22 protein-coding genes, 1 tRNA gene and 1 pseudogene are annotated in these 23,643 nt (G+C 73.2%); 12 read left to right on the top strand and 12 right to left on the bottom strand.

The features are described from left to right. Window positions 1-9: 9 nt before the first annotated feature. Entirely contained in the window at window positions 10-1,029 is a 1,020-nt protein-coding gene (locus tag NITAL_RS21145) for an ATP-binding cassette domain-containing protein (RefSeq protein WP_052668319.1), read from the bottom strand. A gap of 114 nt (window positions 1,030-1,143) precedes the next feature. Here NITAL_RS21145 and NITAL_RS21140 point away from each other — a divergent pair, with 114 nt between their 5' ends. From NITAL_RS21140 to NITAL_RS21095, 10 genes are all read left to right on the top strand, one after another. Next, complete coding sequence (locus tag NITAL_RS21140) at window positions 1,144-1,662, top strand: MarR family winged helix-turn-helix transcriptional regulator (protein WP_052668318.1); 519 nt, start codon at window positions 1,144-1,146, stop codon at window positions 1,660-1,662. Between the two features lie 13 nt (window positions 1,663-1,675). Then, window positions 1,676-1,749: transfer RNA gene (locus tag NITAL_RS21135), tRNA-Ile, on the top strand. Window positions 1,750-1,888: 139 nt separating this feature from the next. After that, window positions 1,889-2,587 carry a GAF and ANTAR domain-containing protein gene (locus NITAL_RS21130; RefSeq protein ID WP_169786919.1) on the top strand — a complete coding sequence of 233 codons (699 nt, stop codon included), beginning with the start codon at window positions 1,889-1,891 and terminating at the stop codon, window positions 2,585-2,587. A gap of 163 nt (window positions 2,588-2,750) precedes the next feature. Then, window positions 2,751-3,272, top strand: coding sequence for a MauE/DoxX family redox-associated membrane protein (locus NITAL_RS21125; protein WP_052668316.1), 522 nt, complete (start codon window positions 2,751-2,753; stop codon window positions 3,270-3,272). Further along, window positions 3,269-4,075 carry a hypothetical protein gene (locus NITAL_RS21120; RefSeq protein WP_052668315.1) on the top strand — a complete coding sequence of 269 codons (807 nt, stop codon included), beginning with the start codon at window positions 3,269-3,271 and terminating at the stop codon, window positions 4,073-4,075. The genes NITAL_RS21125 and NITAL_RS21120 overlap by 4 nt, the downstream gene beginning before the upstream one ends. A gap of 71 nt (window positions 4,076-4,146) precedes the next feature. Next, the gene (locus NITAL_RS21115; protein ID WP_157042009.1) at window positions 4,147-4,752 is read left to right on the top strand and encodes an urease accessory protein UreH domain-containing protein; all 606 of its coding nucleotides are present in this window, start codon (window positions 4,147-4,149) and stop codon (window positions 4,750-4,752) included. Window positions 4,753-4,771: 19 nt separating this feature from the next. Next, on the top strand, window positions 4,772-5,467 hold the full coding sequence (locus tag NITAL_RS21110; protein WP_052668313.1) for a hypothetical protein: 696 nt from the start codon (window positions 4,772-4,774) through the stop codon (window positions 5,465-5,467). Further along, a complete protein-coding gene (locus NITAL_RS21105; RefSeq protein WP_052668312.1) occupies window positions 5,464-7,182 on the top strand; it encodes a twin-arginine translocation signal domain-containing protein in 1,719 nt (572 codons plus the stop codon). Before NITAL_RS21110 ends, NITAL_RS21105 begins: the two co-directional genes overlap by 4 nt. 68 nt (window positions 7,183-7,250) lie before the next feature. After that, entirely contained in the window at window positions 7,251-7,922 is a 672-nt protein-coding gene (locus NITAL_RS28230; protein WP_169786918.1) for an S-layer homology domain-containing protein, read from the top strand. After that, window positions 7,919-8,776: a molybdopterin-dependent oxidoreductase gene (locus NITAL_RS21095; protein ID WP_052668310.1), complete on the top strand. Its 858-nt coding sequence runs from the start codon at window positions 7,919-7,921 to the stop codon at window positions 8,774-8,776. The genes NITAL_RS28230 and NITAL_RS21095 overlap by 4 nt, the downstream gene beginning before the upstream one ends. 10 nt (window positions 8,777-8,786) lie before the next feature. Here the strand turns inward: NITAL_RS21095 and NITAL_RS21090 are convergent, their stop codons facing one another. From NITAL_RS21090 to NITAL_RS21075, 5 genes and pseudogenes are all read right to left on the bottom strand, one after another. Continuing rightward, a complete protein-coding gene (locus NITAL_RS21090; protein WP_052668309.1) occupies window positions 8,787-8,996 on the bottom strand; it encodes a hypothetical protein in 210 nt (69 codons plus the stop codon). A 32-nt stretch (window positions 8,997-9,028) separates the two neighbouring features. After that, window positions 9,029-9,271: pseudogene (locus NITAL_RS29650) on the bottom strand (SRPBCC family protein); the annotation flags it as partial. Window positions 9,272-9,346: 75 nt separating this feature from the next. Further along, the gene (locus NITAL_RS21085) at window positions 9,347-10,726 is read right to left on the bottom strand and encodes an acyltransferase family protein (RefSeq protein ID WP_052668308.1); all 1,380 of its coding nucleotides are present in this window, start codon (window positions 10,724-10,726) and stop codon (window positions 9,347-9,349) included. Between the two features lie 148 nt (window positions 10,727-10,874). Beyond that, the gene (typA, locus tag NITAL_RS21080; protein ID WP_052668307.1) at window positions 10,875-12,776 is read right to left on the bottom strand and encodes a translational GTPase TypA; all 1,902 of its coding nucleotides are present in this window, start codon (window positions 12,774-12,776) and stop codon (window positions 10,875-10,877) included. A 147-nt stretch (window positions 12,777-12,923) separates the two neighbouring features. Then, window positions 12,924-14,678, bottom strand: coding sequence for an FAD-dependent oxidoreductase (locus NITAL_RS21075; protein ID WP_083441850.1), 1,755 nt, complete (start codon window positions 14,676-14,678; stop codon window positions 12,924-12,926). 134 nt (window positions 14,679-14,812) lie between these two features. On the opposite strand from NITAL_RS21075, the gene NITAL_RS21070 reads away from it, so the two are divergent. Continuing rightward, the gene (locus NITAL_RS21070) at window positions 14,813-15,757 is read left to right on the top strand and encodes a TIGR03560 family F420-dependent LLM class oxidoreductase (RefSeq protein WP_052668306.1); all 945 of its coding nucleotides are present in this window, start codon (window positions 14,813-14,815) and stop codon (window positions 15,755-15,757) included. 37 nt (window positions 15,758-15,794) lie between these two features. On the opposite strand, the gene NITAL_RS21065 is transcribed toward NITAL_RS21070, so the two are convergent. From NITAL_RS21065 to NITAL_RS21045, 5 genes are all read right to left on the bottom strand, one after another. Continuing rightward, a complete protein-coding gene (locus NITAL_RS21065) occupies window positions 15,795-16,619 on the bottom strand; it encodes a hypothetical protein (RefSeq protein WP_052668305.1) in 825 nt (274 codons plus the stop codon). 44 nt (window positions 16,620-16,663) lie between these two features. Then, window positions 16,664-17,098, bottom strand: coding sequence for an HNH endonuclease signature motif containing protein (locus NITAL_RS21060; RefSeq protein WP_052668304.1), 435 nt, complete (start codon window positions 17,096-17,098; stop codon window positions 16,664-16,666). Continuing rightward, on the bottom strand, window positions 17,043-18,140 hold the full coding sequence (locus NITAL_RS21055; RefSeq protein ID WP_052668303.1) for a DUF222 domain-containing protein: 1,098 nt from the start codon (window positions 18,138-18,140) through the stop codon (window positions 17,043-17,045). Before NITAL_RS21055 ends, NITAL_RS21060 begins: the two co-directional genes overlap by 56 nt. A 124-nt stretch (window positions 18,141-18,264) precedes the next feature. Beyond that, window positions 18,265-19,812, bottom strand: a complete 1,548-nt coding sequence (locus NITAL_RS21050; protein ID WP_052668301.1) for a Kelch repeat-containing protein — start codon at window positions 19,810-19,812, stop codon at window positions 18,265-18,267. Beyond that, a complete protein-coding gene (locus NITAL_RS21045) occupies window positions 19,802-20,341 on the bottom strand; it encodes an RNA polymerase sigma factor (protein ID WP_052668299.1) in 540 nt (179 codons plus the stop codon). Before NITAL_RS21045 ends, NITAL_RS21050 begins: the two co-directional genes overlap by 11 nt. Window positions 20,342-20,619: 278 nt before the next feature. Between NITAL_RS21045 and NITAL_RS21040 the strand changes: the two genes are divergently transcribed. Continuing rightward, window positions 20,620-22,347 (top strand): serine hydrolase domain-containing protein, encoded by a 1,728-nt coding sequence (locus tag NITAL_RS21040; protein WP_157042006.1) that lies wholly within the window; start codon window positions 20,620-20,622, stop codon window positions 22,345-22,347. Here NITAL_RS21040 and NITAL_RS21035 read toward each other — a convergent pair. Continuing rightward, window positions 22,319-23,641 (bottom strand): hypothetical protein, encoded by a 1,323-nt coding sequence (locus tag NITAL_RS21035; RefSeq protein ID WP_052668297.1) that lies wholly within the window; start codon window positions 23,639-23,641, stop codon window positions 22,319-22,321. The two genes, NITAL_RS21040 and NITAL_RS21035, sit on opposite strands and share 29 nt — an antisense overlap. Between the last annotated feature and the right edge of the window lie 2 nt (window positions 23,642-23,643).

The raw sequence follows: 23,643 nt of genomic DNA, 5'->3' as shown, positions 1-23,643 counted from the left end.
TTCGTCTCCTCAGGCCACGGTCGCGGGCGAGGTCGGGGGTGGCGCGGAGGTCGGTGCGTCGGTGGCGTCGGCGGGTGCACCGGTCATCCCGAGGAAGGCGTCGTCGAGGGTCGGGCGGTGGACGTCGATCGCCACCGGGACGATCCCGGCGTCGTGGAACGCGCGGGCGAGCGGGCCGAGCGCGGGCCCGGCGCTGGTCACCAGCAGCTCGAGGCGCTCACGCTCCACGGTGACGGGGGCGGCCGGGTCGAGCCCCGGGACGGCGTCACGCTCGGCCAGGCGCTCGACCAGCGCGCGGGCGGCGAGGGCGCCGGCCGCATCGGCCAGGTCCACGGTGATGTGCTCGCGCCCGACGGTGGCCTTCAGTTCGCTGGCGGTCCCCTCGGCGATCACCCGGCCATGGTCGATCACCACGATGCGGTCGGCGAGGCGGTCGGCCTCCTCGAGGTACTGGGTGGTCAGCAGCACCGTGGTGCCGTCGTCGACGAGCCCCTCGATGATCGCCCACAGGTCGGCGCGGCTGCGCGGGTCGAGCCCGGTGGTCGGCTCGTCGAGGAACAGCACCGGCGGCGAGGTGACGAGCGACGCGGCGAGGTCGAGCCGACGCCGCATGCCGCCCGAGTACCCCTTCACCGGGCGGTCGGCCGCATCGACGAGGTCGAAGCGGTCGAGCAGTTCGACGGCCCGCGACCGGCTCTCGGTCTTCGAGCGGTGGTTCAGGCGCGCGATCATCACGAGGTTCTCACGGCCGGTGAGCCGCTCGTCGACCGCGGCGTACTGTCCGGCCAGGCCCATCCGGCGCCGCACCTTCGCGGCATCGCGGACGACGTCCAGTCCGAGCACCTCGGCGCGACCCGCATCCGGGGTCAACTGGGTGGTCAGGATGCGGACCGCGGTGGTCTTCCCGGCGCCGTTGGGTCCGAGCAGGCCGAGCACGGCGCCGGCCGGGACGCTGAGGTCGACGCCGTCGAGGGCGCGGGTGTCGCCGTAGGAGAGGGTCAGGCCCTCGGCGTGGATGGCGGGTGGCACGGTGATCCTCGTCGTGGCTGGTGGTGGGAAGCAAGGAAGGTTGACTCGGTCAAGGGTTCCGATGATGGCCTCGACGGTTGAATCTGTCAAGTAGTTGCTGCTACCGTGGTACCCATGGGTGATGGACACGCGCCTCCGGAGGCCGCACGGCGCTGGACCGACGCCGCCGGCGCGGCGGAGTCCGGCGTGGCCGCTGAGGTCCTCGAGCTGCTGATGGCGGTGATGAGCCACCTGCGCAGCCACCTGGCCGACGAGGTCGCCCGCCACGAGCTCAACGCGATGCAGTTCTTCGCGCTGCGCTCGCTCACCGAGCCGACGCCGATGGGCCAACTCGCTGAGCAGCTGCACTGCGACCGCAGCCACGTCACGGGCGTCGCCGACGAGCTCGAGCGCCTGGGTGCGGTGGAACGCCAGCCGCACCCTGACGATCGTCGGGTCAAGCTGCTCGTCCTCACCGACGTGGGCGAGGCCCTCCGGGACCGGGTGGAAGCGGGTCTGCTCGCTCGGTTGCCGGTGGTCGAGGGCCTCGATGAGGACCAGCAACGCCAGCTGCGCGACCTCCTCGCCACCGTCGCGGCGGCTGGAGGATCGCCCGGGGCCACGACGGTCTCCGGGGAGCCGGCCACCTCGTAGGCTCTCGCTCTCCGGGCGCGTAGCTCAGCTGGTCAGAGCAGCGGACTCATAATCCGTCGGTCGCGGGTTCGAGCCCCGCCGCGCCCACCTCCGAGCTGATCGGTCGACGCGCGCTGCGTGCCGACGAAAGGGCTCGCATCGCGCGTGCGGGGTGTGCTCCCCTGGGATCGTCGATGCGGTCGTTGACGAGCCAGCGCACCCCCATCGGTCAGATCCCGGGATGCGCATGTCGACACACCTTCCGACCGGCCTGGTGGCGGCCGTCCGCGAGTTCACCACGAACATCGTCAACCCGTACGACCCGCAGGAGCTGCTCCACCGCCTGACCGAGCAGGCCATCGAGGTCGTCCGGGCGGACGGCGCCGGGATCATGCTCGCTGAGGAACCTCGCGGCCTGGCGTTCGCCGCGGCCTCCGCCGAACGCGTCATGGTGCTCGAGCAGCTCCAGGGCCGGATCGAGACGGGTGCCTGCCACGCGGCCTTCACCCACGACCGCATCGTGACCGTCGAGGACCTCGCCGTGACCACCGCGTGGCCGGAGTACTCGGCTCGCGCCGCTGATCTCGGGCTCCGCGCGGTGATGGGCGTGCCGATGCACGCCGGTGGGCAGTCCATCGGGGTGCTCAACGTCTACCGCGAAGCTCCGGGGCCGTGGTCCGGGGTCGACGTCGAGGCGGCCGAGATCCTGACCGCCATCGCCGGGGCGTACGTCCTGCACGCCAACGAGCTGCGCGCGCAGCACACGCTCGCCGAGCAGCTGCACGAGGCGTTGCGGAGCCGTGATGTGATCGGGCAGGCCAAGGGCATCCTGATGGCCCGCCACCAGGTCGACGCCGACGCGGCCTTCGATCTGCTCCGCAAGCGGTCGCAGTCGGTGAACCGCAAGCTGCGTGAGGTGGCTCAGGAGCTGGTCGACAGCGAGTGAGAGGCGCACCCCGCCGGGCTGACCTGGACGATCGAGCTCCGGAGGAAGTTCCCGGTGCCCCCCTCGTTGTTCCACGGCCGCGGGCGCCGTACGGTCCGACGGTCAACTGTCCCGGGAGCACGAGGGAGCGACGTTGGTGGACGGGGGTGTAGGTGCTGCCGGCGTGACGCTCACCCTGGCGGTGCTCGTCGCGCTGGCCGCCGGACTGCTGGTGCCGGCCGGGATCGCCAAGCTGCGGGCGCCGGGCGTCGCCCGTGCCGCCCTCGGTCTGCCGCGGCGGACCGAACCGTGGGTCCGCACGCTCGGCGTGGCCGAGCTCGGGCTCGCCGCCGCCGTCCTCGCGACGGCGGCACGTCCCGCCGTCGCGGCGCTCGGCGTGGCGTACGTCGCGTTCACCGCGGTTGCCCTCCGGCAGCGGGCTCGGGGTGCGAGCTGCGGCTGCTTCGGTGCGAGCGACACCCCGACCGGGTGGCACCACGTCCTGCTCGACGGCGTCGCGGCCGCTGTCGTCATGGCCGCCGCCGTCGTCGGCGTACGGCCCGCGAGCCACCTGCTGACCGACGCACCCCTGGCCGGGGTCCCTTTGCTGGCCGCTGGCGCGATCGCCGTCGCCAGCCTCCAGCTGGTGATCACCGCGCTGCCCGATCTCGCCACCGCCCGCCGGACCGCCGGAGGTTCCTCGTGACCGCCCTCGTCATCGTCCTCACGGTGGTCGTCGCCGCCCAGCTGCTGCTCCTGGTCGGGCTGCTGCGTAGCCACGCGGAGATCCTCCGTCAGCTGCACGCCTTCGGTGTCGGCTCCGACCCATCGGCGCCCGCGGCGACGACCCCCGCCACCGACGGGAGCCCGGTCACCTCGCCGGCCGGCCTGCCGACCCCGACCCCGATCTCCACCCAGCTCGGCCCGCTGGCTCCGGCTGAGGGGCGTCGGGCGGCCGACATCACCGGCACCGGCCCCACGGGAGACGTCCTCGGGCTGCGGGTGACCGAGGTCGACCACGACACCGTCCTGGTGTTCCTGTCGTCCTCGTGCGCCGGTTGCACGCCGTACTGGAACGCGCTGACCGAGGATCCAGGCGTCCCGGACGGCACGCGCGTGGTCATCGTCACCCGTGAGGAGCCCGACGAGGATGCCGCTGCGATCGCCGAGCTCGCACCCCCCGGCCTGCCGGTCGTGATGAGCTCCACCGCCTACGAGGAGCTCGAGGTGCCGGGCAGCCCCTACGTCGTGCACGTCGAAGGACGGTCGGGACGCGTCCGCGGTGAGGGGACCGCTGCCTCCTGGCCCGCCGTGCGGGGTCTGCTCCTCCGCGGTACGGCCTCGGAGGGCTCGCCGCGCGCCAAGGCTGCGGCGGACGCTATGCGCGAGCGTGACGCCGACCGGCACCTGCTCGCTGCCGGCATCAGCCCCGGTGACCCGTCCCTCTACCAACGTGCCGACGGCACCCCGTTCGTCATCGACGACGCCGACGCTCCGGTGTCACCGTGATCGTCGCCTTCGGCCTGACCATCGCCGCTGCGGCTGCACTCCGCAGCAGCTGGAGCCCCTGAGGCGTGTCCATGCTCGCCAGCATCTCCCCGGTCGGGGAGGCCGCACGAGGACAACGGTGGCCGGTCACGGTCAGCGCCTACCTCGTCGCGTCCGCGATCGGCGGCGCGCTGCTCGGGGCGGTCGCCGGCACCCTCGGCTGGGGGCTGTTCGCCCTCCTCGGTCGACCCCCGGTCGCTGTGGTCGTGGCGGTGCTGGCCGCCCTGGCCGCGCTGGCGGTCGCGCTCGACCGGGGGCTGGTGCGGTGGCACGCACCGGCCTGGCAGCGGCAGGTCGACGAGACGTGGCTGACCAGCTACCGCGGGTGGGTCTACGGGGCCGGCTTCGGGTTCCAGCTCGGTGCCGGCGTGTTGACCCGGATCCCCACCGCCGCGGTGTACCTCGTGGTCGTGGCCGCGCTGGCCACCGGCTCGGTCACGGCCGGCGCGGCCATCGGCGTCACCTTCGGCACGGTGCGGGCGGTGCCGATCCTGCTCGCCGGTCGGCACCGCGACCCCGCACGTCTCAACGCCTTCCACCAGCGGATGGACGCCGCCGCGCCCACCGCCGACCGGGTGACGAGCGCTGTGGTGGCGCTCGCCGCCGCCGCCCTCGTCACCACCGCCGTCGCCGGCTGACGTCCCCACAGGAGCGCTGATGCAGGTCAGAGGTTTCGGGATCCGCGCCGATCTCCCACGCGGGTGGGAGGCGGCGCTGCGCACCGCAGCACCGGCGCCACCGGCCCCGGACGAGGCGGCCACGCTGTCGGCGCCGACCGCCCCCGTCCTGCACGCGGGGACGTTCCCGTTGCCGACCGACCGTGGCGATTTCGGGTCCGGCGCGGTCGAGACCATGCAGGACGGCGACACGTTCGTCGCGCTCCTCGAGTACGACCAGGAGGAGGCCGACACGCCCCTCTTCGAGGCGCAGGGCCTGCCTCGCCGTCTCGATCCCCGGCGCTTCCACCGCCGGTCGCTCCAGCGCGTGCTGCCCGGCCAGGCGGGGTACCAGACCTTCTTCACCGAGGGGGGACGCGCGTTCTGCCTGTACGTGGTCCTCGGTGACGAGGAGGACAAGCTCGTGCAGGTCCGACGCGCCGAGCAGATGCTGGCCACCATCGTGATCGACCCGTTGCCCGGCGCGGCTGCGTCATCGACCACGGACGCACCGGAGACGGGCGCACCGGAGACCGGCGAGCCGACCACCGACGAGCCGACGACCACCGACGATCCGCAGCCCGTCGTCGAGCCCGACGACGATGACGAGGTCGCCACCGAGGACGCGGCGGACGACGAGGTGGACCAGGAGCGGCCGACCGGCACGGACGACGTGGACCGAGGAGGTCGACCGTGAGTACCGCCACCGCTCCCGAACCCGCGACCGCGGCAGCGGCAGCCGATCAGGCTCCCGTCACCGTCCGGCTGGTCGACCGTGTCGGGCGCGCTCTGGCCGGGAACGGCCTGTCGCGACGCCGGTTCCTGTCCCGCGTCGCGGTCGTGGGCGCCGCCGTGGCCATCGACCCGCTCCGCTACGCGCTCAAGCCCGGCAGCGCCTACGCCCAGGTCTGCGGTGACGGCGCCTCCTGCGGCAGCGGCTGGACCGCGTTCTGCTGCACCGTCAACAACGGGGCCAACACCTGCCCGAGCGGTTCGTACGTGGCGGGGTGGTGGCGGATCGACGACTCCCCGTTCTGTCTCGGCGCGGCCCGCTACGTCATCGACTGCAACCGTTCACCGAACGCGTCCTGCTCGTGCCGGTGCGCCTCCGGCAGCTGCGACCAACGACGGGTGTGCTGCAACAACTTCCGCTACGGGCAGTGCAACACCCAGGTCGCCGGCGTCACCGAGGTGGTCTGCCGCGTCGTGACCTGCACCGCGCCCTGGGTGTGGGACCCGGCCTGCAACCGGACCGTGCGCGTGGACAACCGGACCCGCTCGCACAACGCGCCGTGCCTGCCGGGGCGTGACGCCACCCCGATCGCGATCAAGTACCAGGACATGGGGATGACCGGCTCGGTGCTCGGTGCGCCCACCTCCGCGGAGCGGGACGGGCCGCGCAGCGGCCGGTTCCGACGGTACGAGAACGGGACCATCTTCTGGCGCTCCAACCTCGGCGCGAACGCGCTCCACGGCGTGATGAACGACACCCACCGTGGTCTCGGTGGCGCCTCCGGACCGCTCGGCTACCCGCGGAGCGACGTGCACGCGGTGGGGGACGGTGGTCTGCGTGCCCTGTTCGAGAACGGCACCCTGTACCAGCGCTCGACGTCAGCGACGCCCATCCCCGTCCACGACCCCGTCGACGCGCACTACCGCGCGCGCGGGGGGCCGACCGGCTCCTTCGGCTACCCGACGTCGACCTCCAGACGCGGGGACGGCTCGACCCTGACGCGGTTCCAGAACGGGATCCTGGCCGCCGTCGCCGGGTACCCGGTGGTCCGCACCAACCCGAACGCCTTCGCCGCCGCGGTCGCCCCACCATCCTCGTCGCCGGACCGCGTCGGGTGGCCGATCGCTGCCGAGCAGTCCTCCGGCGATTCGCGCTACCAGCGCTACGAGCACGGCATCGTGAGCCAGGCCACCACCGGGTGGGTCGCCATCGGGCAGGACATCGCCGACCGTTTCCTGCGGGCCGGCGGCCCCGGCGGTTCGCTCGGGCGCCCGACCGGGCGTCCGACCAGCGTCGCCGGTGGTCGGGGCCGGGCCCTGGTGTTCGCCGCGGCGGGCATCTACGCCCTCCACGGGGTCGGTGCCTACCTGCTCAGCGGCGCGATCTGGCAGCGGTACCAGACCGAGGGTGGCCCCGACGGACGCCTCGGTCTGCCCACCAGCGAGCGGGTGAGCCTGCCCAACGGCCAGCACCGCGCGTCCTTCGAGTTCGGGGCGATCATCATCGAGCCGGACGGGACCACCTCGGTCCTCGAGCTTCGCACGGGACGCTCGCCCGGCCAGCTGCAACGCACCTCGCCGACCGGTACCTCGCCTCGAGGTGGCCGGTCGCCGGGTGAACTCAGCCGCGGCACCCCGACCGGGACGGCACCTCGCGGTGGCCGGGCTCCGGACGGGTAGACGACGTGAACGCCGACGAGACCCGCGCCAGCACCCTCGACGACCACCCGATGACGGGGAGCCGCACCGTGAGGAAGCCACGCCGCAAGACCGTCCTTCTCGCCGTGATCGCCATGCTCGCGATCGCCGTCCCGGCCGCCGCGCAGAGCGGGGGGTTCCGCGACGTGGGCAGCGGGTACGTCCACGCCAAGGCCGTCGACCAGATGCGCAGTGCCGGTATCACCGTCGGCTGTGGGGACGGCAGCCGGTACTGCCCCAACGATCCGGTGACCCGTGGCGCGATGGCCTCGTTCCTGACGCGCGGTGGCGCGCAGGGCTACGGGGCCAACAACGCCACGACGTTGGCCGCCGGCTCGGGGAACGTCAACGGGGTCCCCGTCACCCTCGACGTGACCGGCGCCGGTGAGAGCGGCGGCCGCCAGCAGATCGTGCTCCAGGGATCGGTCACCGTCACCGCCAGCCAGGAGCTGGATGGGTGTGAGCCGTGCGAGGTCGAGGCGTACATCTACCGGGCGCGCGGCAGCGTGGTCGGTCCTCGCAGCTTCGCGTCGTTGGACACCAGCGGCGGTGGCGCGACGGTGAGCCTGCCGGTCGACTGGGCCACCCGGATCGACTCAGCCCGGACCGAGCAGTACCGCATCGCCGTGTTCGTCGACGGCACGACCGCGACGGCAGGGCTGCGGGCGGACGGCACGCTCAACGCCGTCACCGCCCCGTTCGGTCGCAGCTCGAGCGGGTGAGCGAGGCGCCATCCGACCCCGCGGCGGCCATCCGCGGGCTGCTGCACCGTGCCGACGACGCGGCGAAGGCCGCACCGAACCAGCGCGTCCCCGAGGGTGCGCGCGAGCGCATCACGCGCCTGCTCGACGCGGCGCGTTCGCAGCTGCCCGCGCTGGCTGACGACGAGCTGCGCCTCGATCTCGCCGCCCAGGTGGCGCGGCGGTTCGCCGCTCTCGACCGTGACGGGCTGGAGGCCGTGCTCGGCCCGTCGCCCGATGTACGACGGGCACCGACGGGTGCGGACGTCGACCCGGCCCGTGTGCCTCCGGGGCAGCATCTGACGGCGGGGTGGCCGGTGCTGCACGTGGGCGGAGCCCCCGCGGACGTCGATCCGGCCACCTGGCGGGTGGTGGTCACCGGTCGGGTGCGGACGCGGACCGTGCTGACCGTCGCCGAGCTGCGCGACCGACTGCCCGTCGTCACCACCCGCTCGGACCTCCACTGCGTCACCGGGTGGTCACGGCTCGACAACGACTGGGAGGGGGTGCGCCTCGTCGACCTGATCGGGCTCGCTGGTCCGCGGCCGGAGGCGACCCACCTGCTCGCGTCCGGGCACCCCGCCTACAGCGCGAACCTGGCCCTCGAGGCAGCCGGCGCGGCCGACGTGGTCGTCGCCTGGTCCCACGACGGGGTGCTGCTCGACCGTGCGCACGGCGGCCCGATCCGTCTGGTCGTCCCGGCGCGCTACGGCTGGAAGAGCGTCAAGTGGCTCACCGAGCTGCGGTTGCTCGACCGGGAGGTGCGCGGCTACTGGGAGGAACGCGGGTACCACGACGTCGCTGACCCGTGGACCGAGCAGCGCTTCCGCGGCTGATGGCTGCGGCTCAGGCCCGGTCGGCGAGGTAGCGGTCGAGCCCCGCGAGCCCGCGACCGATGGAGAGACGGGCGACCGGAGCCACGGGCACGGCGAAGCGGGCGGGCAGCCCGACCGGTTCCAGAGCCATCGTGTAGGACACGCGGGTCCGCCCGCCGCGGACCGGGACGAGCTCGGCGACCTCGACCCCTGCGCGGGTGCCGGGCAGGTTCGTCGACACGAACGTGAACCCGATGCGTTCCGCGGGTCCCAGACGATGAACTCCTCGGCCACGCGCAGCGGGCCGACCTTCACCTCACGGGTGGCGCCGATGCCGTGCGGTGCCGACGAGGTCCAGCGCGCCTCGTCGAGCCCGGGGAACCAGGCTGCCCAGGATGCGGCGTCGGCCAGTGCGGCGAAGACACGCTCGGGGTCGGCGCCGACCTCACGGGTCGCGGTGATCCGCAGGGGGGCGGTCGCGGTGAACGCGACCGTCTCTGGACGGCAGCTCGACACGGCAGGGCTCCGGGGTGGGGCGACCGGCGGCAGTCTGCCGGACGGCCCTGCTGTGGACGGAACCCGGTCGGTACGTCACCGTTCCGACGTCGCGTGCTCGGATCGCTCCTGCCGGCTCGCGTCCCGCCGCCGGTCCGCCCCCTCGTCGCCCCCGTCGATCCGGGAGTGCGGCCACAGCACGCCGAGTGCCCCGAACCCGACGAGCACGAGGCCGAGCGCTCCGAGCGGCAGATCGCTGTTCCGCTCCGGGGTGTAGAGGCCGCCGGTCAGCACGAGCGCGAGGCCCGTCACGGTGGCGACCACCCCGACCACCGTCCGGATTCGTCCCCCCTGCGGCGGCGGGTCCGGCGGGGACTCGAACCGGCGGAACACGGCCACGAGGCCGGCGAGCACGGCGCCGCACAGGATCAGCCACAGCGGGCGGAACACCCACCAGGTCGCATCGACCTGGTCGGTCGCGGGCCACAGGCCCGTGGGGTGGGTCAGCGCCGCGACGACGATCATCGCGGTCATGTGCCACAGGAAGACGGTGATGATGACGCTGCCGGCGGTGACGATCGGGGCCCACATGCGCGGACGCTGGAGCCACCGCCGGAGGGCCGGACGTGCGGCCAGGACGACCCCGAGCTGGCCCAGCGCGAGCGCCCAGATCACCAGGGTCGGCGGCTCGGTGTTGCTGCGCGTGCCGGTCTCGGTCGCCACCACGCTCAGCGGGTACCCGAACGTGCTCACCAGGAGGACGATGGCCGCCGCCGCGCCCCCCGCCATCGCGAGGGCCGAGATCCGGCGGCTCGGCAGCTGCTGGTCGGCCCACGCGTACCCGAGCTGGTGGATGCCACCCCAGACCAGCAGGTAGTTGGCGAAGCCGACGACCGGTACCTCGGCCCGGTGCGCCGCGTCGATGGCGCCGGTCGCCACCACGGCGGCCGCGACGACGATCAGGACCCCGAAGCGGCGGTGGAGGCGGGCGGTGATCGGCACGAGCCCGACGGCCAGCAGGTAGACGACGAGGAACCAGACCGGCATGAAGGCGGTCCGGGTCGCCATCGCGACCTCATCCTCGGGGAGGCCAGCACGCCCGAGCAGCAACGCGAGCGGGATCCAGAGCGCCAGCAACGGGACCACGGGGACCAGCAGCCGGCGGGCGCGGCGCCGGATCCACGCGGCCGCCGGCGTGCCCTGGCCCCGGGCTCGTTCCCACGAGCCGAGGTTGACCGCCCCGCCGACGAGGAAGAAGAGGGGCATGACCTGGAACAGGTAGGTCAGCCACTGCGTCGCCGGCACCACGTCGAGCAGGCGACCGGTGATCACCTCACCGTCCTGGACGAGCACCACCGCGACGAGCCAGTGGCCGAGCACGACCATGGTGATGGCGCCGAGCCGCACGACGTCCACCACGCGGTCGCGGTCCGGCGGGGTCCGCGCCGCGACGTCGGCGGCATCGACTCGGAACATGCTACGAGGGTGCGCAGCGCGACGATCCACCGAGGGGAGAGGCCGGGGCCGGACGACCGTGGGTGCGTCCAGCTCGACCGGGTGAGGTCGAGCCGCGCCGGGTGGGTGTGCCGGGTGGGTCGAGCGCACCCGACCTCACCCGGGGCGGTCAGGAGGGGGCGGCGCCCTGCTTGGCCCGCTTGGCCTGGCGGCCGCGGAGGGTGGCCTGCAGCTCGACCTTGCGCAGCCGGACGGCGTTCGGTGTCACCTCGACCGCCTCGTCCTCGCGGATGAACTCGAGCGCCTGGTCGAGGCTCATCGCGCGCGGCGGGGCCAGCCGGACCAGTTCGTCGCCGGTGGACGAGCGCACGTTGGAGAGCTTCTTCTCCTTGGCGGGGTTGATGTCCATGTCCTCGGCCCGGGCGTTCTCGCCGACGATCATGCCTTCGTAGACGTCGACGCCGGGGGCGACGAACAGCGCGCCACGCTCCTGGAGGTTCATCAGCGCGAACTGGGTGGTCGCGCCCTGCCGGTCGGCCACGAGCGAGCCGTTGGCCCGGGTCCGAAGCTCGCCGACCCAGGGTTCGAAGCCATCGAAGACGTGGTGGATGATCCCGGTGCCTCGGGTCTCGGTGAGGAACTCGGTGCGGAACCCGATGAGCCCACGGGCGGGGACGCGGTAGTCGAGCCGGACCCAGCCGGTGCCGTGGTTGACCATCTGCTCCATGCGGCCCTTGCGGAGGCCGAGCAGCTGGGTCACGACGCCGACGTAGTCCTCGGGCACGTCGATCGACATGCGCTCGAACGGCTCGTGCACGACCCCGTCGATCTCGCGGGTGACGACGCGCGGCTTGCCGACGGTCAGCTCGAAGCCCTCGCGGCGCAGGGTCTCGACCAGGACGGCGAGCTGGAGTTCGCCGCGGCCCTGGACCTCCCAGGTGTCGGGACGCTCGGTCGGCAGGACGCGGAGGGACACGTTGCCGATCAGCTCGGCCTGCAGCCGGGCCTCGATCTGGCGGGCGGTGAGCTTGTCGCCGTCGCGGCCGGCGAGCGGCGAGGTGTTGACCCCGATGGTCATGCCGAGCGACGGCTCGTCGACGGTGATGACCGGCAGCGGGCGCGGGTCGTCGGCGTCGGCCAGGGTCTCACCGATCGTGACCTCGGCGATGCCGGCGACGGCGATGAGGTCGCCCGGGCCGGCCGTGTCGGCGGGGACGCGGTCGAGGGCCTCGGTCAGGTAGAGCTCGCCGAGCTTGACCTTCTCGATGGTGCCGTCGGCCTTGCACCACGACACGGTCTGGCCACGGCGGACCGTCCCGTGCTGGATGCGGCAGAGGGCCAGGCGACCGAGGTAGGGCGAGGCATCCAGGTTGGTCACCAGCGCCTGGAAGGGGTGCTCGGGGTCGTGCCGCGGCGGGGGGACGTGGGTGAGCAGGGTCTCGAACAGCGGGCGCAGGTCGGTGCCGGGGACGTCCGGGTCGAGGCTGGCCTGGCCGTCCCGGGCGACGGTGTAGAGGACCGGCAGGTCGACCTGCTCGTCGTCGGCTCCGAGGTCGATCAACAGGTCGTAGACCTCGTCGACGACCTCCGCGATCCGGGCGTCGGGGCGGTCGATCTTGTTGACCACCACGAGCACCGGCATCCTCTGCTCGAGGGCCTTGCGGAGCACGAACCGGGTCTGGGGCAGCGGGCCCTCCGACGCGTCGACGAGCAGCAGCGCGGCGTCGACCATCGTCAGCGCACGCTCGACCTCGCCGCCGAAGTCGGCGTGGCCGGGGGTGTCGACGACGTTGACGGTCACCGAGGTCCGACCCGTCGCGGTCGTCTGCCCCTCGGGCAGCGGGACCTCGACGGCGGTGTTCTTGGCGAGGATGGTGATGCCGCGCTCGCGCTCGAGGTCGTTGGAGTCCATGACGCGTTCGTCGACGTCCTGGTTTGCGCGGAAGGCGCCGGACTGCCACAGCATCGCGTCGACCAGCGTGGTCTTGCCGTGGTCGACGTGGGCGATGATGGCGACGTTGCGCAGGTCGTCGCGCAGCGCCGTGCCGTGCGAGAGGTTCTTGGCAGCCACGGGTGGTTCCGATGCTCGGGAGGGTCCCGCGCGGCGGCGCGCGGAGCGCGGCGCCGGGGACGTGAGAACCCCGGTCGAGGCCGACCGGGGTGCGGACAGGCTACCGGCCGCACCCCGCGGCCACGCGGTGCGGCGTGCGCTGCCGGGTCACTCGATCAGCTTGTCGCCCGCCTCGAGTTCCTCGTCGGCCTCCTTGGCCCACTCCTCGAGGTCCTCGGGGATGGGCTTCCTCGGCCGTGACCCGACGATCAGCTCACCGTCCTGCCCGAGGCGGACGGTGTAGTTGACGAGGTGGTGGTCGTCGTCGCGGTCGGGGTGGTCGGTCCGGGCGTGGGCACCACGGGATTCACGCCGTTCCCGTGCGAGCAGCGTGGTCGCGCGAGCGGCCTCGATGCTGCCACGCAGGTCGAGGGCGATGGCCAGGTCGCCGTACCCCTGCGCGTCGGGTCGCACGTCGACGGTCTCGGCCTCCTGCGCCAACTCGTCGAGCCGTTCGAGCGCCGCGTTGAGCCCGTCCTCGTCACGTACGACCCCGACGTGGTTCCACATCGCATCCCGGAGCCCGCGCTGGACCTGGCGGACCACGGTCTCCCCGTCACGGATGGCGGCGTCCAGTTCCTCGGCCGCCGCGGTGATCACAGCACGGTTGCGCAGCTGCACATCGAGCGATCGGCTGCGCTCGGCCGCCGCCTCGCCCGCCCGCTTGCCGAACACGACGGTCTCGGCCAGCGAGTTGCCACCGAGGCGGTTGGCACCGTGCAGCCCAGCCGCGATCTCGCCGACCGCGTACAGACCCTCGACGCCGGTGGCTGCCGTCCGCGCATCGACGTGGACCCCGCCCATCGAGTAGTGGGCGGTCGGCGCGACCTCGATGGGCTCCTCGCCGATGTCGATCATCTGGATCTCGACGAACTGGCGGTGCATCCGGGGCAGCTTCTCGCGGATCGCATCCTTGCCGAGGTGGCTGATGTCGAGGAACACCCCGCCGTTCGGGCCGCCACGACCCTCGTGGATCTCGGTGTAGTTGGCCATGGCGACCCGGTCGCGGGTCGACAGCTCCATGCGCTCGGGGTCGTAGCGCTCCATGAACCGTTCACCCTCGCTGTTGAACAGCCGGCCGCCCTCGCCCCGTACGGCCTCGGTCACCAGTTGGCCGGCGTGCTCCTCGGGGTGGGTCATGCCCGTCGGGTGGTACTGCACCAGCTCGAGGTCCTGCAGCTCGCACCCGGCGTGCAGCGCCAGCGACATCCCGTCGCCGTTGTTCTCGTCGCGGCGCGACGAGGATCGCCGCCACAGGCGGGTGTGGCCGCCAGCCGCGAGGATCACCGAGTCAGCGAGCTCCACGGTCCGCTCACCGGTGTCGAGGTCGAAGGTGTAGGCGCCGAAGCAGACCCCGTCGTGGACCAGCAGCCGCGACACGTAGCGCTGCTCGCGGATGGGGATACCGCGCGCCGCGACCTGGTCGTGGAGCGTCTCGACGATCGCGCGGCCGGTCCAGTCGCCCGCGTACGCGGTGCGCCGGTAGCGGTGCGCTCCGAAGTACCGCGTGTCGATGTCGCCGTCCTCGGTGCGCGCGAACGGCATGCCCCACTCGGCGAGCTCGCGGACGCGGTCGGGTGCCTCGCGGGCGAGGATGCCGACCTTCTCGGCGTCGGCGACGAAGTAGCCCTCGTTCCAGGTGTCCATCACGTGCCAGCCCCAGTGGTCCTCCTCGTCACGTGTGGCGAGCGCGGCGTTGATGCCGCCCGAGGCCAGCACCGTGTGCGCGTCCTTGCGCAGCCGCTTGCCGACGATGGTGACCTCGCAGCCGGCGTCGTGGGCGGCGATGGCCGCCCGCAGCCCCGCCCCACCCGAACCGATGACGAGGACGTTGCTGATGTCGGTGCGGTGGTGGGGCTGCACGGGTGCTCCGGGCTCGGGTACGACGGTGCGACCGAGGATGGCGTGTCGGGTTCGGACCAGGCCCGTCCGACCGTCCTGCCGGGCGGCCCCGGAACGGCTTGACTCGCTGGCCCGAGCGACGACCGGAGCGACACGTGCGTGTGAACCTGATGATCGAGGGCCAGGAGTCGGTCACCTGGGACCAGTGGCTCGGCCTCGCGGAGGCCGTGGAGTCTGCCGGGCTCGAGGGGCTGTTCCGCTCCGATCACTACCAGTCGGTCCAGAGCCGGACCGAGCGGTCATCCCTCGACGCGTGGAGCACCCTGGCGGCCCTCGGTCAGGCGACCTCGACGATCCGCCTCGGCACGATGGTGTCGCCGGCCTCGTTCCGGCACCCGTCGGTGCTGTGCAAGGCCGTGGTGACCGCCGACCACGTCTCCGGCGGTCGGGTCGAGCTCGGCCTCGGCGCCGGGTGGCACGAGCTCGAGCACACCACCTACGGCTTCCCCTTCCACGACCTCGGTCAGCGGTACGAGGTGTTCGAGGAACAGCTCGAGATCGTGGTGCGTCAGATGACCGAGGAACGGTTCGATTTCCACGGCCGGCACTACACGCTCGACGGCTGCGAAGCGCGCCCGAAGCCGGTGCAGGAGCCGCGCGTGCCGATCATCCTCGGCGGGCGGGCCGGTCCCCGCGGATCGCGTCTGGCCGCGCGGTGGGCCGACGAGTACAACACCACGTTCCCGTCGCCGGATGCCGTCCGAGAGCGCAGGGCCAACGTCGATCGAGCCTGCGAGGAGGTCGGCCGCGAGCCGCTGGTGTTCTCGATGATGACCGGCTGCCTGCTCGGCGCGACCGAGGACGAGGTGCGTACGCGGGCCCGTCGCCTGATGGAGGTCTCGGGCCGTGACGGCGACGTCGATGGGTGGCTCGACGGGCTCCGGGACGAGTGGATCGTCGGGACCCCCGAGCAGGCAGCCGAGCGGCTGGAGGTCTACCGCGACGCCGGTCTGTCGCGCGTGTTCCTCCAGCACCAGCTCCACGACGACCTCGAGATGGTCGCCCTGGTCGGCGAGGTGGCGAAGCTCACCGCCAGCTGATCCGCTGGCGCTCGGGCGGACCAGGATGTCCTGAGGCTCAGGGCGACCCGTCCGCCGGATCATCCTCGGCGAGATCCTGGACCGTGACCCTCGTCGGCTGCTCGATGGGGTGGTAGTCGACCTCGATGACGCCGGCTCGGTGCAGACGTACGTCGAAGCACAGTCCTGCGTGTTCCGGATCCGCCGCGCCGGGGGTGGTCTCGACGACAGGCCAGTCGCCGGCGAGCTCGTCGTGGGCCGCGATCGCCAGGTCACGCGCCTCGCCCAGGGCGAGGCAGCCACCATCGGCGGCGGTCCGCAGCCGTTGCTCCACCGACCGGGCGACGTTGAGGGCGTCGGTACCCGGCCAGGACCGCGACGAGAGGGGGAGCACCCCGAGGTCGGTGGCGGCAGCGTGGTCGGCGTCAGCCAGCCGCAGGGTGACGTCCTCGCAGCCGACGCGGCCGCGGACGACCATCGGGAACCCTGGCCGGTCCGAGGTCGGCGCGCCGTGGATCCCGGTCACGTGATCGCGCTCGGCCATCCGCGTGACGGTCTCCGCCGCGGCGGACGCCTCGCACACCGTCACTCGAGCCGGCCATCGCCAACGACGGGAGCACGCGCGGATGAGGTCGTCGTCCGACACCGGCCCGTCGGCGAGCGCGATGATCCGGACGTCGAGTCCGGTCAGTTCCCCGTCGTGGCCGTCCCAGGTCACCGTCTCGATCACGCCGTCGGGCCCGGCACACCAGACGGCTTCGGTGGCGTGGGGATGGACGGGCGGGCTCGGTGCCGCGCAGGCTGCCAGCAGGACCGCGACCGCCACCGTGGCCGCCGACGACGTACGGACATGGGAACGCAGGCAGGCACGACGCGCGGCCACCCGGGGTGGGTGGTCGCGCGTCGTGCGGTGGTGGTCGGTGCCGGTCAGAAGGGCATGGAGGGGTCGGCGGGGTCCGGCGGGTCGCCGGGTGGGTCGGTGGTCCGCGGGGGCGTCCGGTCGGGTGCGCGTGGCGGTGGGCTGCGGCGGGTGTCGCTGGCGTGTCGGTCGGGTGGTCCGCGGCGGCCGCTCCGGTCGAGGTCGACGGGTGGGCCGCGGTGGTGGTCGTCGGGTGGTCGCCAGGTGGCCGGGAGGGTGCGGACGGTCAGGCCGGTGCGGGGGTGGTGCCAGGTGCGGGTGCCGTCGGCGGTGCCGGTGGCGGTCCACCCGTCCCGTTCCTTCCGGCGGTTGGCGGTGCGACAGAGGGGGGCGAGGTTGGCGATGTCGGTGGGTCCACCGGCGGTGGCGGGGACGGCGTGGTCGAGGTCACAGACCCGGGCGGCGGTGGGGCAGTTGCCGGGTTCGGTGCAGGTGTCGTGCACGCGAGGGCCGCGTCGGCCAGCCAGCCGGGGCCGCGGGTGCGGGTCCCGACGCCCACGACCTTGCCGTCCTCGAGCAGGACCAGGCGTAGGTCGGTGCCGTGCTCGTCGACCAGCCGCGGGCCGTGCGGCTGTCGACGTGCATCACCCCACCGGCCAACGTCGTGAGCAGCTGGGCGGAGAGGCGATGGTCGCCGAGGAGGGTGTCGAGCTCGGCCCGCATGATCAGGGTGGGTGGCCGCACCGCCCCAGCCTGACCAGCCGTGTCGTCGGTGGGGCCGCCGCGGCGGCACAGGTCGATCAGCCGGGCGGCGCGTGCCCGCCCTGCCGTCAGCCGGTTCGCGGCGACCTGATCGGGATCAGCTGCGTCGCCGAACCGCTGTCGGGTCGCGGTCCCGAGGGGGCCGGGGTCGGTGACGGTGTCGAGGGCGGCGAACCCGACCGGTCCGAAGTCGCCGTGGAACCGGCCACCGGACCCGTCCAGACGTGGTTGCAGGACCATCACGTCGTCCGGCACGACAGCCCCGTCGTCGTCACCGTCGTCGTCGGCCTCGAGGTCGGTCACCGTCCAGGACACCACGTTGGCCAGCGCGTCCGGGTCGGCGCCGGCAGCCCCGTCGATCGCGCGTGCGAGGGCGGCGTCGAGCCGGTCGTCCAGGTGCCGCGGGCTGCGTTCGACCTTCAAGGCCACGGCGCGGACCTGGGACCAGGACACCTCGCCATCAGCGAACGCCGTCCGCAACGTCGGGAGCCGTCGGCAGACCGCGGCAGCTGTGGTCAGCATGCGGCGGTCCGAGCGGGTGGAGCGGCCCACGATGGCCAACCACTGTTCCAGGCCCACGCCCGTGGCGGCCGGCGCGACCCCGGCGTCCTCGAGCACGATCAGCGCCTCGACCAGCCGGGCGGTGGTCCGTTCAGCATCCACCGCCAGCTGGAGCAGGCCCGCCAGCTCGGGCACCTCGGCCAGCACCGGCAGACCGAACGGCGGGTCGGTGTGGCCCTGACGGTCGTCAGGATCGGGGGCGGCAGCAGCGGTGGTTCCCATCACCACGCATCATGCCCGACGCCTGCGACACCACCGCTGGCTGTCCACAGCCCCCGGGCGAGGATCGGCGGATCACCGTTCGATCTCGGAGCCGCACGAGGCTGGGAGACGCGTGCGGCCGGGGTCAGCGGTCCAGACGGGCACCATCGTTCACCGGGCGGGACTGGACGGCTTCGCGCCCGATCGCCTCGATCTCCCGGCCACCGACGACGAGGACAGCGTCGGGGGTCGTGGCGACCATCGCCCGCTCGCGACCCGACAGGGGTGGGCGCGTGTGCACGAGCGCCGGCGCGCCGGCCTGCCAGATGCCGATCCTCGGGCTGTCCAGCCACCGACCGTCGTCGCCGATCGAGCTGACCACGAGGCGTTCGGGTGAGAGTTCGTGCACCTCGACGTCGCGCAGCCGCGTGGCCGTGCGGTCCCAGCGATCCGCGGCTTCGTCGTAGCGCCAGAGGGTCACGTAGGGGTCGGGAGGCGGCGGGCCGTCGATGGGGCCGTCGTCCACCGCGATGACCCCGCCGCGGCGCGCGGTGACGTAGCGGGCCTGGTCCGGTGCCGGCGTGATGGGGGTCCAGGTCCCGGTGTCGAGGTCGAACCAGGCGCCGGTGCGTTCCTGCACGTCGCCGACGGTCAGTCCGCCGACGATCAGGATGCGGTCGCCGTCGACCCGCACGTTCTCGCGGTGGGGCCACTCGTCGTGACCGAGCCAGCGCGCGGACAGCGGGCCGTCGGGCATCACCTCCCACGAGCCGGTCGAGAGGTCGTAGATCGCACCGTCGCCCGCCCAGCCACGGTCCTCCGAACCGGGCTCCCCGCCCTGGCCGGGTGAGCGCGCCACGGTGCCGCCCCACACCACGAGGCGGTCCTCGACCACGGCCACCGCGGCGCCGAACCGCTCGTCGAGGGGCGCCGAGGGGATGGTGGTCCAGCCGTCGTCCTCGGTCCAGGTGGCGCCGTCGACGCGACCGAAGCCCACCTCGTCGGTTCCGCCCCAGAGCACCAGCCGCTCGCCGTCCCAGACGACCAGGTCCGGGGTCCGCGGGGCGATGTCCGGCGCGCCCATCGGATGCCAGACACCCGTGCGCAGGTCGAACCGGCTGGACTCCAGGGTGAGCGCCTGGTCCTCGCTCGGGACGCCACCCGCTCCGGCCACGGCCCGCAGCTCCCTGCCGCCGACCACGACGAGTTGGTCGCCAGCGAGTTCGACGTGCGCGCCCGTGCGCGCCGGGAGGGGGCCGGTGGGGACCCCCTGCCAGGTGTCGGTCCCGGTGTCGTAGATCGCGCCGTCGGTGAGGGTGAGGCTCGACCACGTCGTCCCGTCGACCTCGACCTGCTCGTCGGACTCGCCCCCGTAGAAGACCACGCGGTCGCCGTCGGTCGCGATGGTCGCCCGCTCGCGCGGTCCCATCAGTGCCTCGGGTAGCGGTCGCCACGCCTCCTGCGGGATCTCGGAGGGTCCAGGGTCCTGGCCGATGACCGGTAGGCGGCCCTCGGTCGCCGGGCCGAGCACCGTGACCGATCCGACCGCCAGCGCTGCCAGCACGGCGGCCGCTGCACCGACGCGCTTCGCGCGCCGGCGGCGTGCGCCCCGACGGACGAGCAGGTCGACGTCGAGGCTCGGCACCTCCTCGGGCGTGGTGTCGAGCAGCAGCGTGCGCAGGTCAGCTGACACGGTCGTCCTCCCGGTCGAGGTCGATCAGGCCGGCCTCGTCGCGCAGGGCCGCGGTCGCGCGGGACAGCAGGGACTTGGCGGTGCCGACGGGGCAGTCCATGGCGTCGGCGACGTCGGCGACGGACAGGTCGGCGTAGTAGCGCAGCACCAGCGCCTGCTTCTGGCGCGGGGGGAGGGCCGCGACAGCGCTGCGGACCGCCACGGTCGCCGCGGTGTCGACGTCCTGGGCGCGGTCGGGATCGGCACCGTGGCGGACGGTCGCGCGGCGTTCGGCGGACAGCCGCCGCCACCGGCTGCTGGCGAGGTTGAGCGCGACGCGGCTGGCCCACCCACTCGGGTTGGTCATTGCGCGGACCTTCGGCCACTGCTCGCAGACGCGGACCAGCGTCTCCTGGGCGAGCTCCTCGGCGACCGCCCGGTCACCGACGTACAGCGCGAGGAGGCCGACGAGGCGGCGGTGCTCGCGGCGGCAGAACGCCGCGACATCGCCGGGGTCGTGCCCCGACGTGCCTCGCCCCGCAGCAGCCATCACCGTGACCCCGAGCCCGGGCCGGCGGCCCGTCGGCAGGGGTATCGCCCGAACGGCCCCCGAGGTTGCCGGTGCCTGCACCGTGAGCGGCCACCGCCCGGGGGAGCGCGGTCGCGACCGCGGAGCTACCGGGTGCGGATCGTCGGGCCATCCCGACGATCCGCACCCGGTACGGCGTGCGACCCCGCGGCGGACCGGAGCCCCCACCCGGCCCCAGCAGGGATACGGCGTCGACGCGTGGAACCTCACGGGTGACCCACGACGTCGGAGCTCCCTCGATGAACAAGCGCGTCCCGGCCCTGGTGGCCGGCCTCCTCGCCGCGGCGCTCGCGGCCGCCGGGACCGCCGGTGTCGCCGCGGCCGACGAGCCCGACGAGGGCAGGATCCTGCTCGAGGAGCTCCCCAAGATCGCCGAGCGCAGCGTCCTGTACTCGCTGCCCCCGGATCCCGACGCCGCGCTCGAGGCGCTGGCGACCCTCCCGCAGAGCGCGGACGACGTCATCGGGATGCACCTCGGCCGCCTCCACCCCACGCCGCACGAGTTCACGCCGGGGGTCGCGCCGCTGGTGAGCCTCCTCGGCGCGCGTGCCGGCCTGCTGACCGACCCCCAGCACCTGGAGAAGAAGGCCCGCGACACCGCCAACGGCGAGGTCGCGATCCTGCTGCTGCCGATCGACGCGACGACGGCCATCGTGATCATGCCGACCGAGGTCGTGCGATCCGACCCGAAGGCGACGCCGCTGCCCGAGCAGCGTGTGGACCTCAGCGGTGTCACCTACGAGATCAACGGTGAGACGCGCACCATCGAGCAGTACATGGCCGACGGTGCGACGAACGCCATCGGTTTCGTGCACGACGGCGAGTTCATCTTCGATGCCTACCAGAACGGGTTCCGGCCGCAGACGCGGCACCAGTTCTGGTCCGCGACGAAGTCGGTGACCACCGCCCTCGTCGGCATCGCGATGGAGGACGGGCTGGTCGAATCGGTCCACGACCCCATCGAGACCTACCTCCCCGAGACGGTGGGGACCGCCTGGGAGGGCACGACGCTCCGCGACATCCTCACGATGCAGTCGGGCATCTACTGGGTCGACGTCCCCGTGCACCAGCCCGAGCAACTCGTGCTGATGGGGGCCGACTTCCACACGGGCGGCCTGTACGGGATGACCCGCGACGAGTACCTCCTGAGGCTGACGCGGGTGTCCGAGCCCGGCGTGCACCACCGCTACAACAGCGCCGACACGCAGATGCTCGCCTGGCTCCTCGAACGGGTCTACGAGGACTCGTACGCGACCATCCTGTCGGAGAAGCTCTGGCAGCCGGCCGGGATGGAGAGCGACGCGCTCATCATGGTGGACCGTGTCGGCAACGCGTTCGCGTCGATGGGGCTGTTCGCGACCGTGAAGGACGCCGCCCGCTTCGGTGAGCTGTTCCGCAACGGTGGTCGCAACATCCACGGCGAGCAGATCGTCCCCGAACGTTGGGTCGAGGCGTCGACCGACTACTCGGAGGAGACCGGGGGACCTCGGGGCTACCAGTGGATGCGGTGGTCGGAGGGCTACACCGCGCAGGGCTTCGGCACCCAGCGCATCCAGGTCGCCCCGGCCCTCGACATGGTCGGTGTCCGCTTCGGCAACGACCCCGTCGACTCGATCGCGCCGAAGGAGTTCGAGGCGCTCTACCTGGCGGTCGCCGATGAGCTCGGTGCCGGGACCGACCCCACCGACCCCGGCGATCCGGGCGATCCGGGCGATCCGGGCGACCCCGGCGATCGCGGCGATCCCGGCGATCCCGACGAGGGCGCGGGGCCCGGCGAGGACAAGGGCAACGGCAAGGGCGGCGGCACCGGCGGGGGGCGTGACCACGCTCCCGGTCTGCAGAGCCGGCCGGCAGGGTCGGTCACCGACGCGGCACCGTTCCCGGGCGGGATACCGCTCCTGGTCGGCCTCGGTCTGACGCTGGCTGCCTCGGCGGTGCTCAGTCGGCGTCCGACTGCCCGGCGCTGACCTCGGGGAGGGTCGCGGCGACCACGATGCCGAGGGCGCCGAGGCCCGCGAGCAGCAGCAGCGCGACCTCCTCGCCGAAGGTGGCGGCCCCGGCCGTCACCGCGCCGGCGAGCAGGAGGATGAGTCCCATCGCGGTGTTGGACACCGCGATGTAGTCGGTCCGAGTGTTGCCCTCGCCGAGGTCGACCACGTAGGTCTTGCGCCCGATCCTCGACCCGGTGTGCGCGATCGCCAGCAGCAGGTAGGTCGCCGGGTACAGCAGCGTCAGCGTCGCCAGCGCGTCGACCCGGGTCGCCGCCACGAAGGTCACCACGATCAGCGACGACAGGCCGGCGGCCCACTGCATCGTGGTCCGGCTCGAGCGGTCGGAGGCGCGTCCCCAGAAGCGCCCAGCCACCAGCGAGGCCACACCGCTCGAGATCACGAACGCGGCCAGACCCTGGAGCCCGGCGCCGCCCTGCTGCGTGGCGAGCGCCACCACGAACGGGGGGCTGAGCGCCGACACCAGCAGCAGCGACCGGGTCAGCACGAACCGCCGGAACGGTGCGTCGTCACGGAGGAGACCGAGGGCGCCGCGGAGCGCGGACACGCCGTCACGGTCGCGGTCGTGCTCGCCGGGCGCTTCGCGGAGGCCGGCGTAGACCACGGCAGCCAGGACCCACGCGGTGGCGCCACCCACCAACAGCCACGCGAACGTCGCCGGCGGGGTGTCCTCACCGCCGATGAGGCGCATCCCGAGGCCGACCGTGATGGCCGCTACACCGGCGCCGACCGCCGCCAAGCCGTTGATCTGGCCGCGGACCCCCTTCGGCAACGTACGGCCGAGGACGTCCTTGGACGCGAACGACGAGGCCGACCGTGCGAGCGCGAGGAGGGTCAGGGTCCCGAGGATGCCGATGCCGGCCGCCACACCCGTGAGGGTCGCGGTGACGACCGCCATGCCCGCGACGGCGACGGCCTGCAGGATCGCTCCCGTCACCCACACCCACTTGCGGATCGCGAGCCGCCGCACGAACGGGGCGAGGACGACCTGGGGGACCATCGAGCCCGCGTCCCGGATCGGTACCAGCAGACCGACGAAGGCGGCGGGTGCACCGGTGGCGGCCAGGAGCCAGGTCAGCACCGTCTTCGGATCGACCACCAGGTCGCCGACGTTCTGCAGCGTGTGCGCTCCGACCTGGCGGAGGCTGTTGCCCGCCACGGCGTCCGCGACCGCGGGCGGCAGCTCGCCGCGGTCCGCGCGGTCGTCGTCGATGAGCGCGCCGGCCAGCCGTTCGCTCAGGGGCGCGGCCACGA

Origin of the sequence: Nitriliruptor alkaliphilus DSM 45188, assembly GCF_000969705.1 — a bacterium.
In the GTDB taxonomy this organism is placed as follows: Bacteria; Actinomycetota; Nitriliruptoria; order Nitriliruptorales; family Nitriliruptoraceae; genus Nitriliruptor; species Nitriliruptor alkaliphilus.
The sequence above is the reverse complement of the archived record's forward strand: the minus strand, read 5'-3'. Positions and strand labels throughout refer to the sequence as shown.

Bases quoted from the DNA above. Each gene is read 5' to 3' on its own strand.
- NITAL_RS21115 (WP_157042009.1), top strand. From the start codon at position 4,147: ATGCTCGCCAGCATCTCCCCGGTCGGGGAGGCCGCACGAGGACAACGG.
- NITAL_RS21140 (WP_052668318.1), top strand. From the start codon at position 1,144: ATGGGTGATGGACACGCGCCTCCGGAGGCCGCACGGCGCTGGACCGAC.
- NITAL_RS21110 (WP_052668313.1), top strand. From the start codon at position 4,772: ATGCAGGTCAGAGGTTTCGGGATCCGCGCCGATCTCCCACGCGGGTGG.
- NITAL_RS21045 (WP_052668299.1), bottom strand. From the start codon at position 20,341: ATGGCTGCTGCGGGGCGAGGCACGTCGGGGCACGACCCCGGCGATGTC.
- NITAL_RS21055 (WP_052668303.1), bottom strand. From the start codon at position 18,140: ATGGGAACCACCGCTGCTGCCGCCCCCGATCCTGACGACCGTCAGGGC.
- NITAL_RS21130 (WP_169786919.1), top strand. From the start codon at position 1,889: ATGTCGACACACCTTCCGACCGGCCTGGTGGCGGCCGTCCGCGAGTTC.
- NITAL_RS21085 (WP_052668308.1), bottom strand. From the start codon at position 10,726: ATGTTCCGAGTCGATGCCGCCGACGTCGCGGCGCGGACCCCGCCGGAC.
- NITAL_RS21040 (WP_157042006.1), top strand. From the start codon at position 20,620: ATGAACAAGCGCGTCCCGGCCCTGGTGGCCGGCCTCCTCGCCGCGGCG.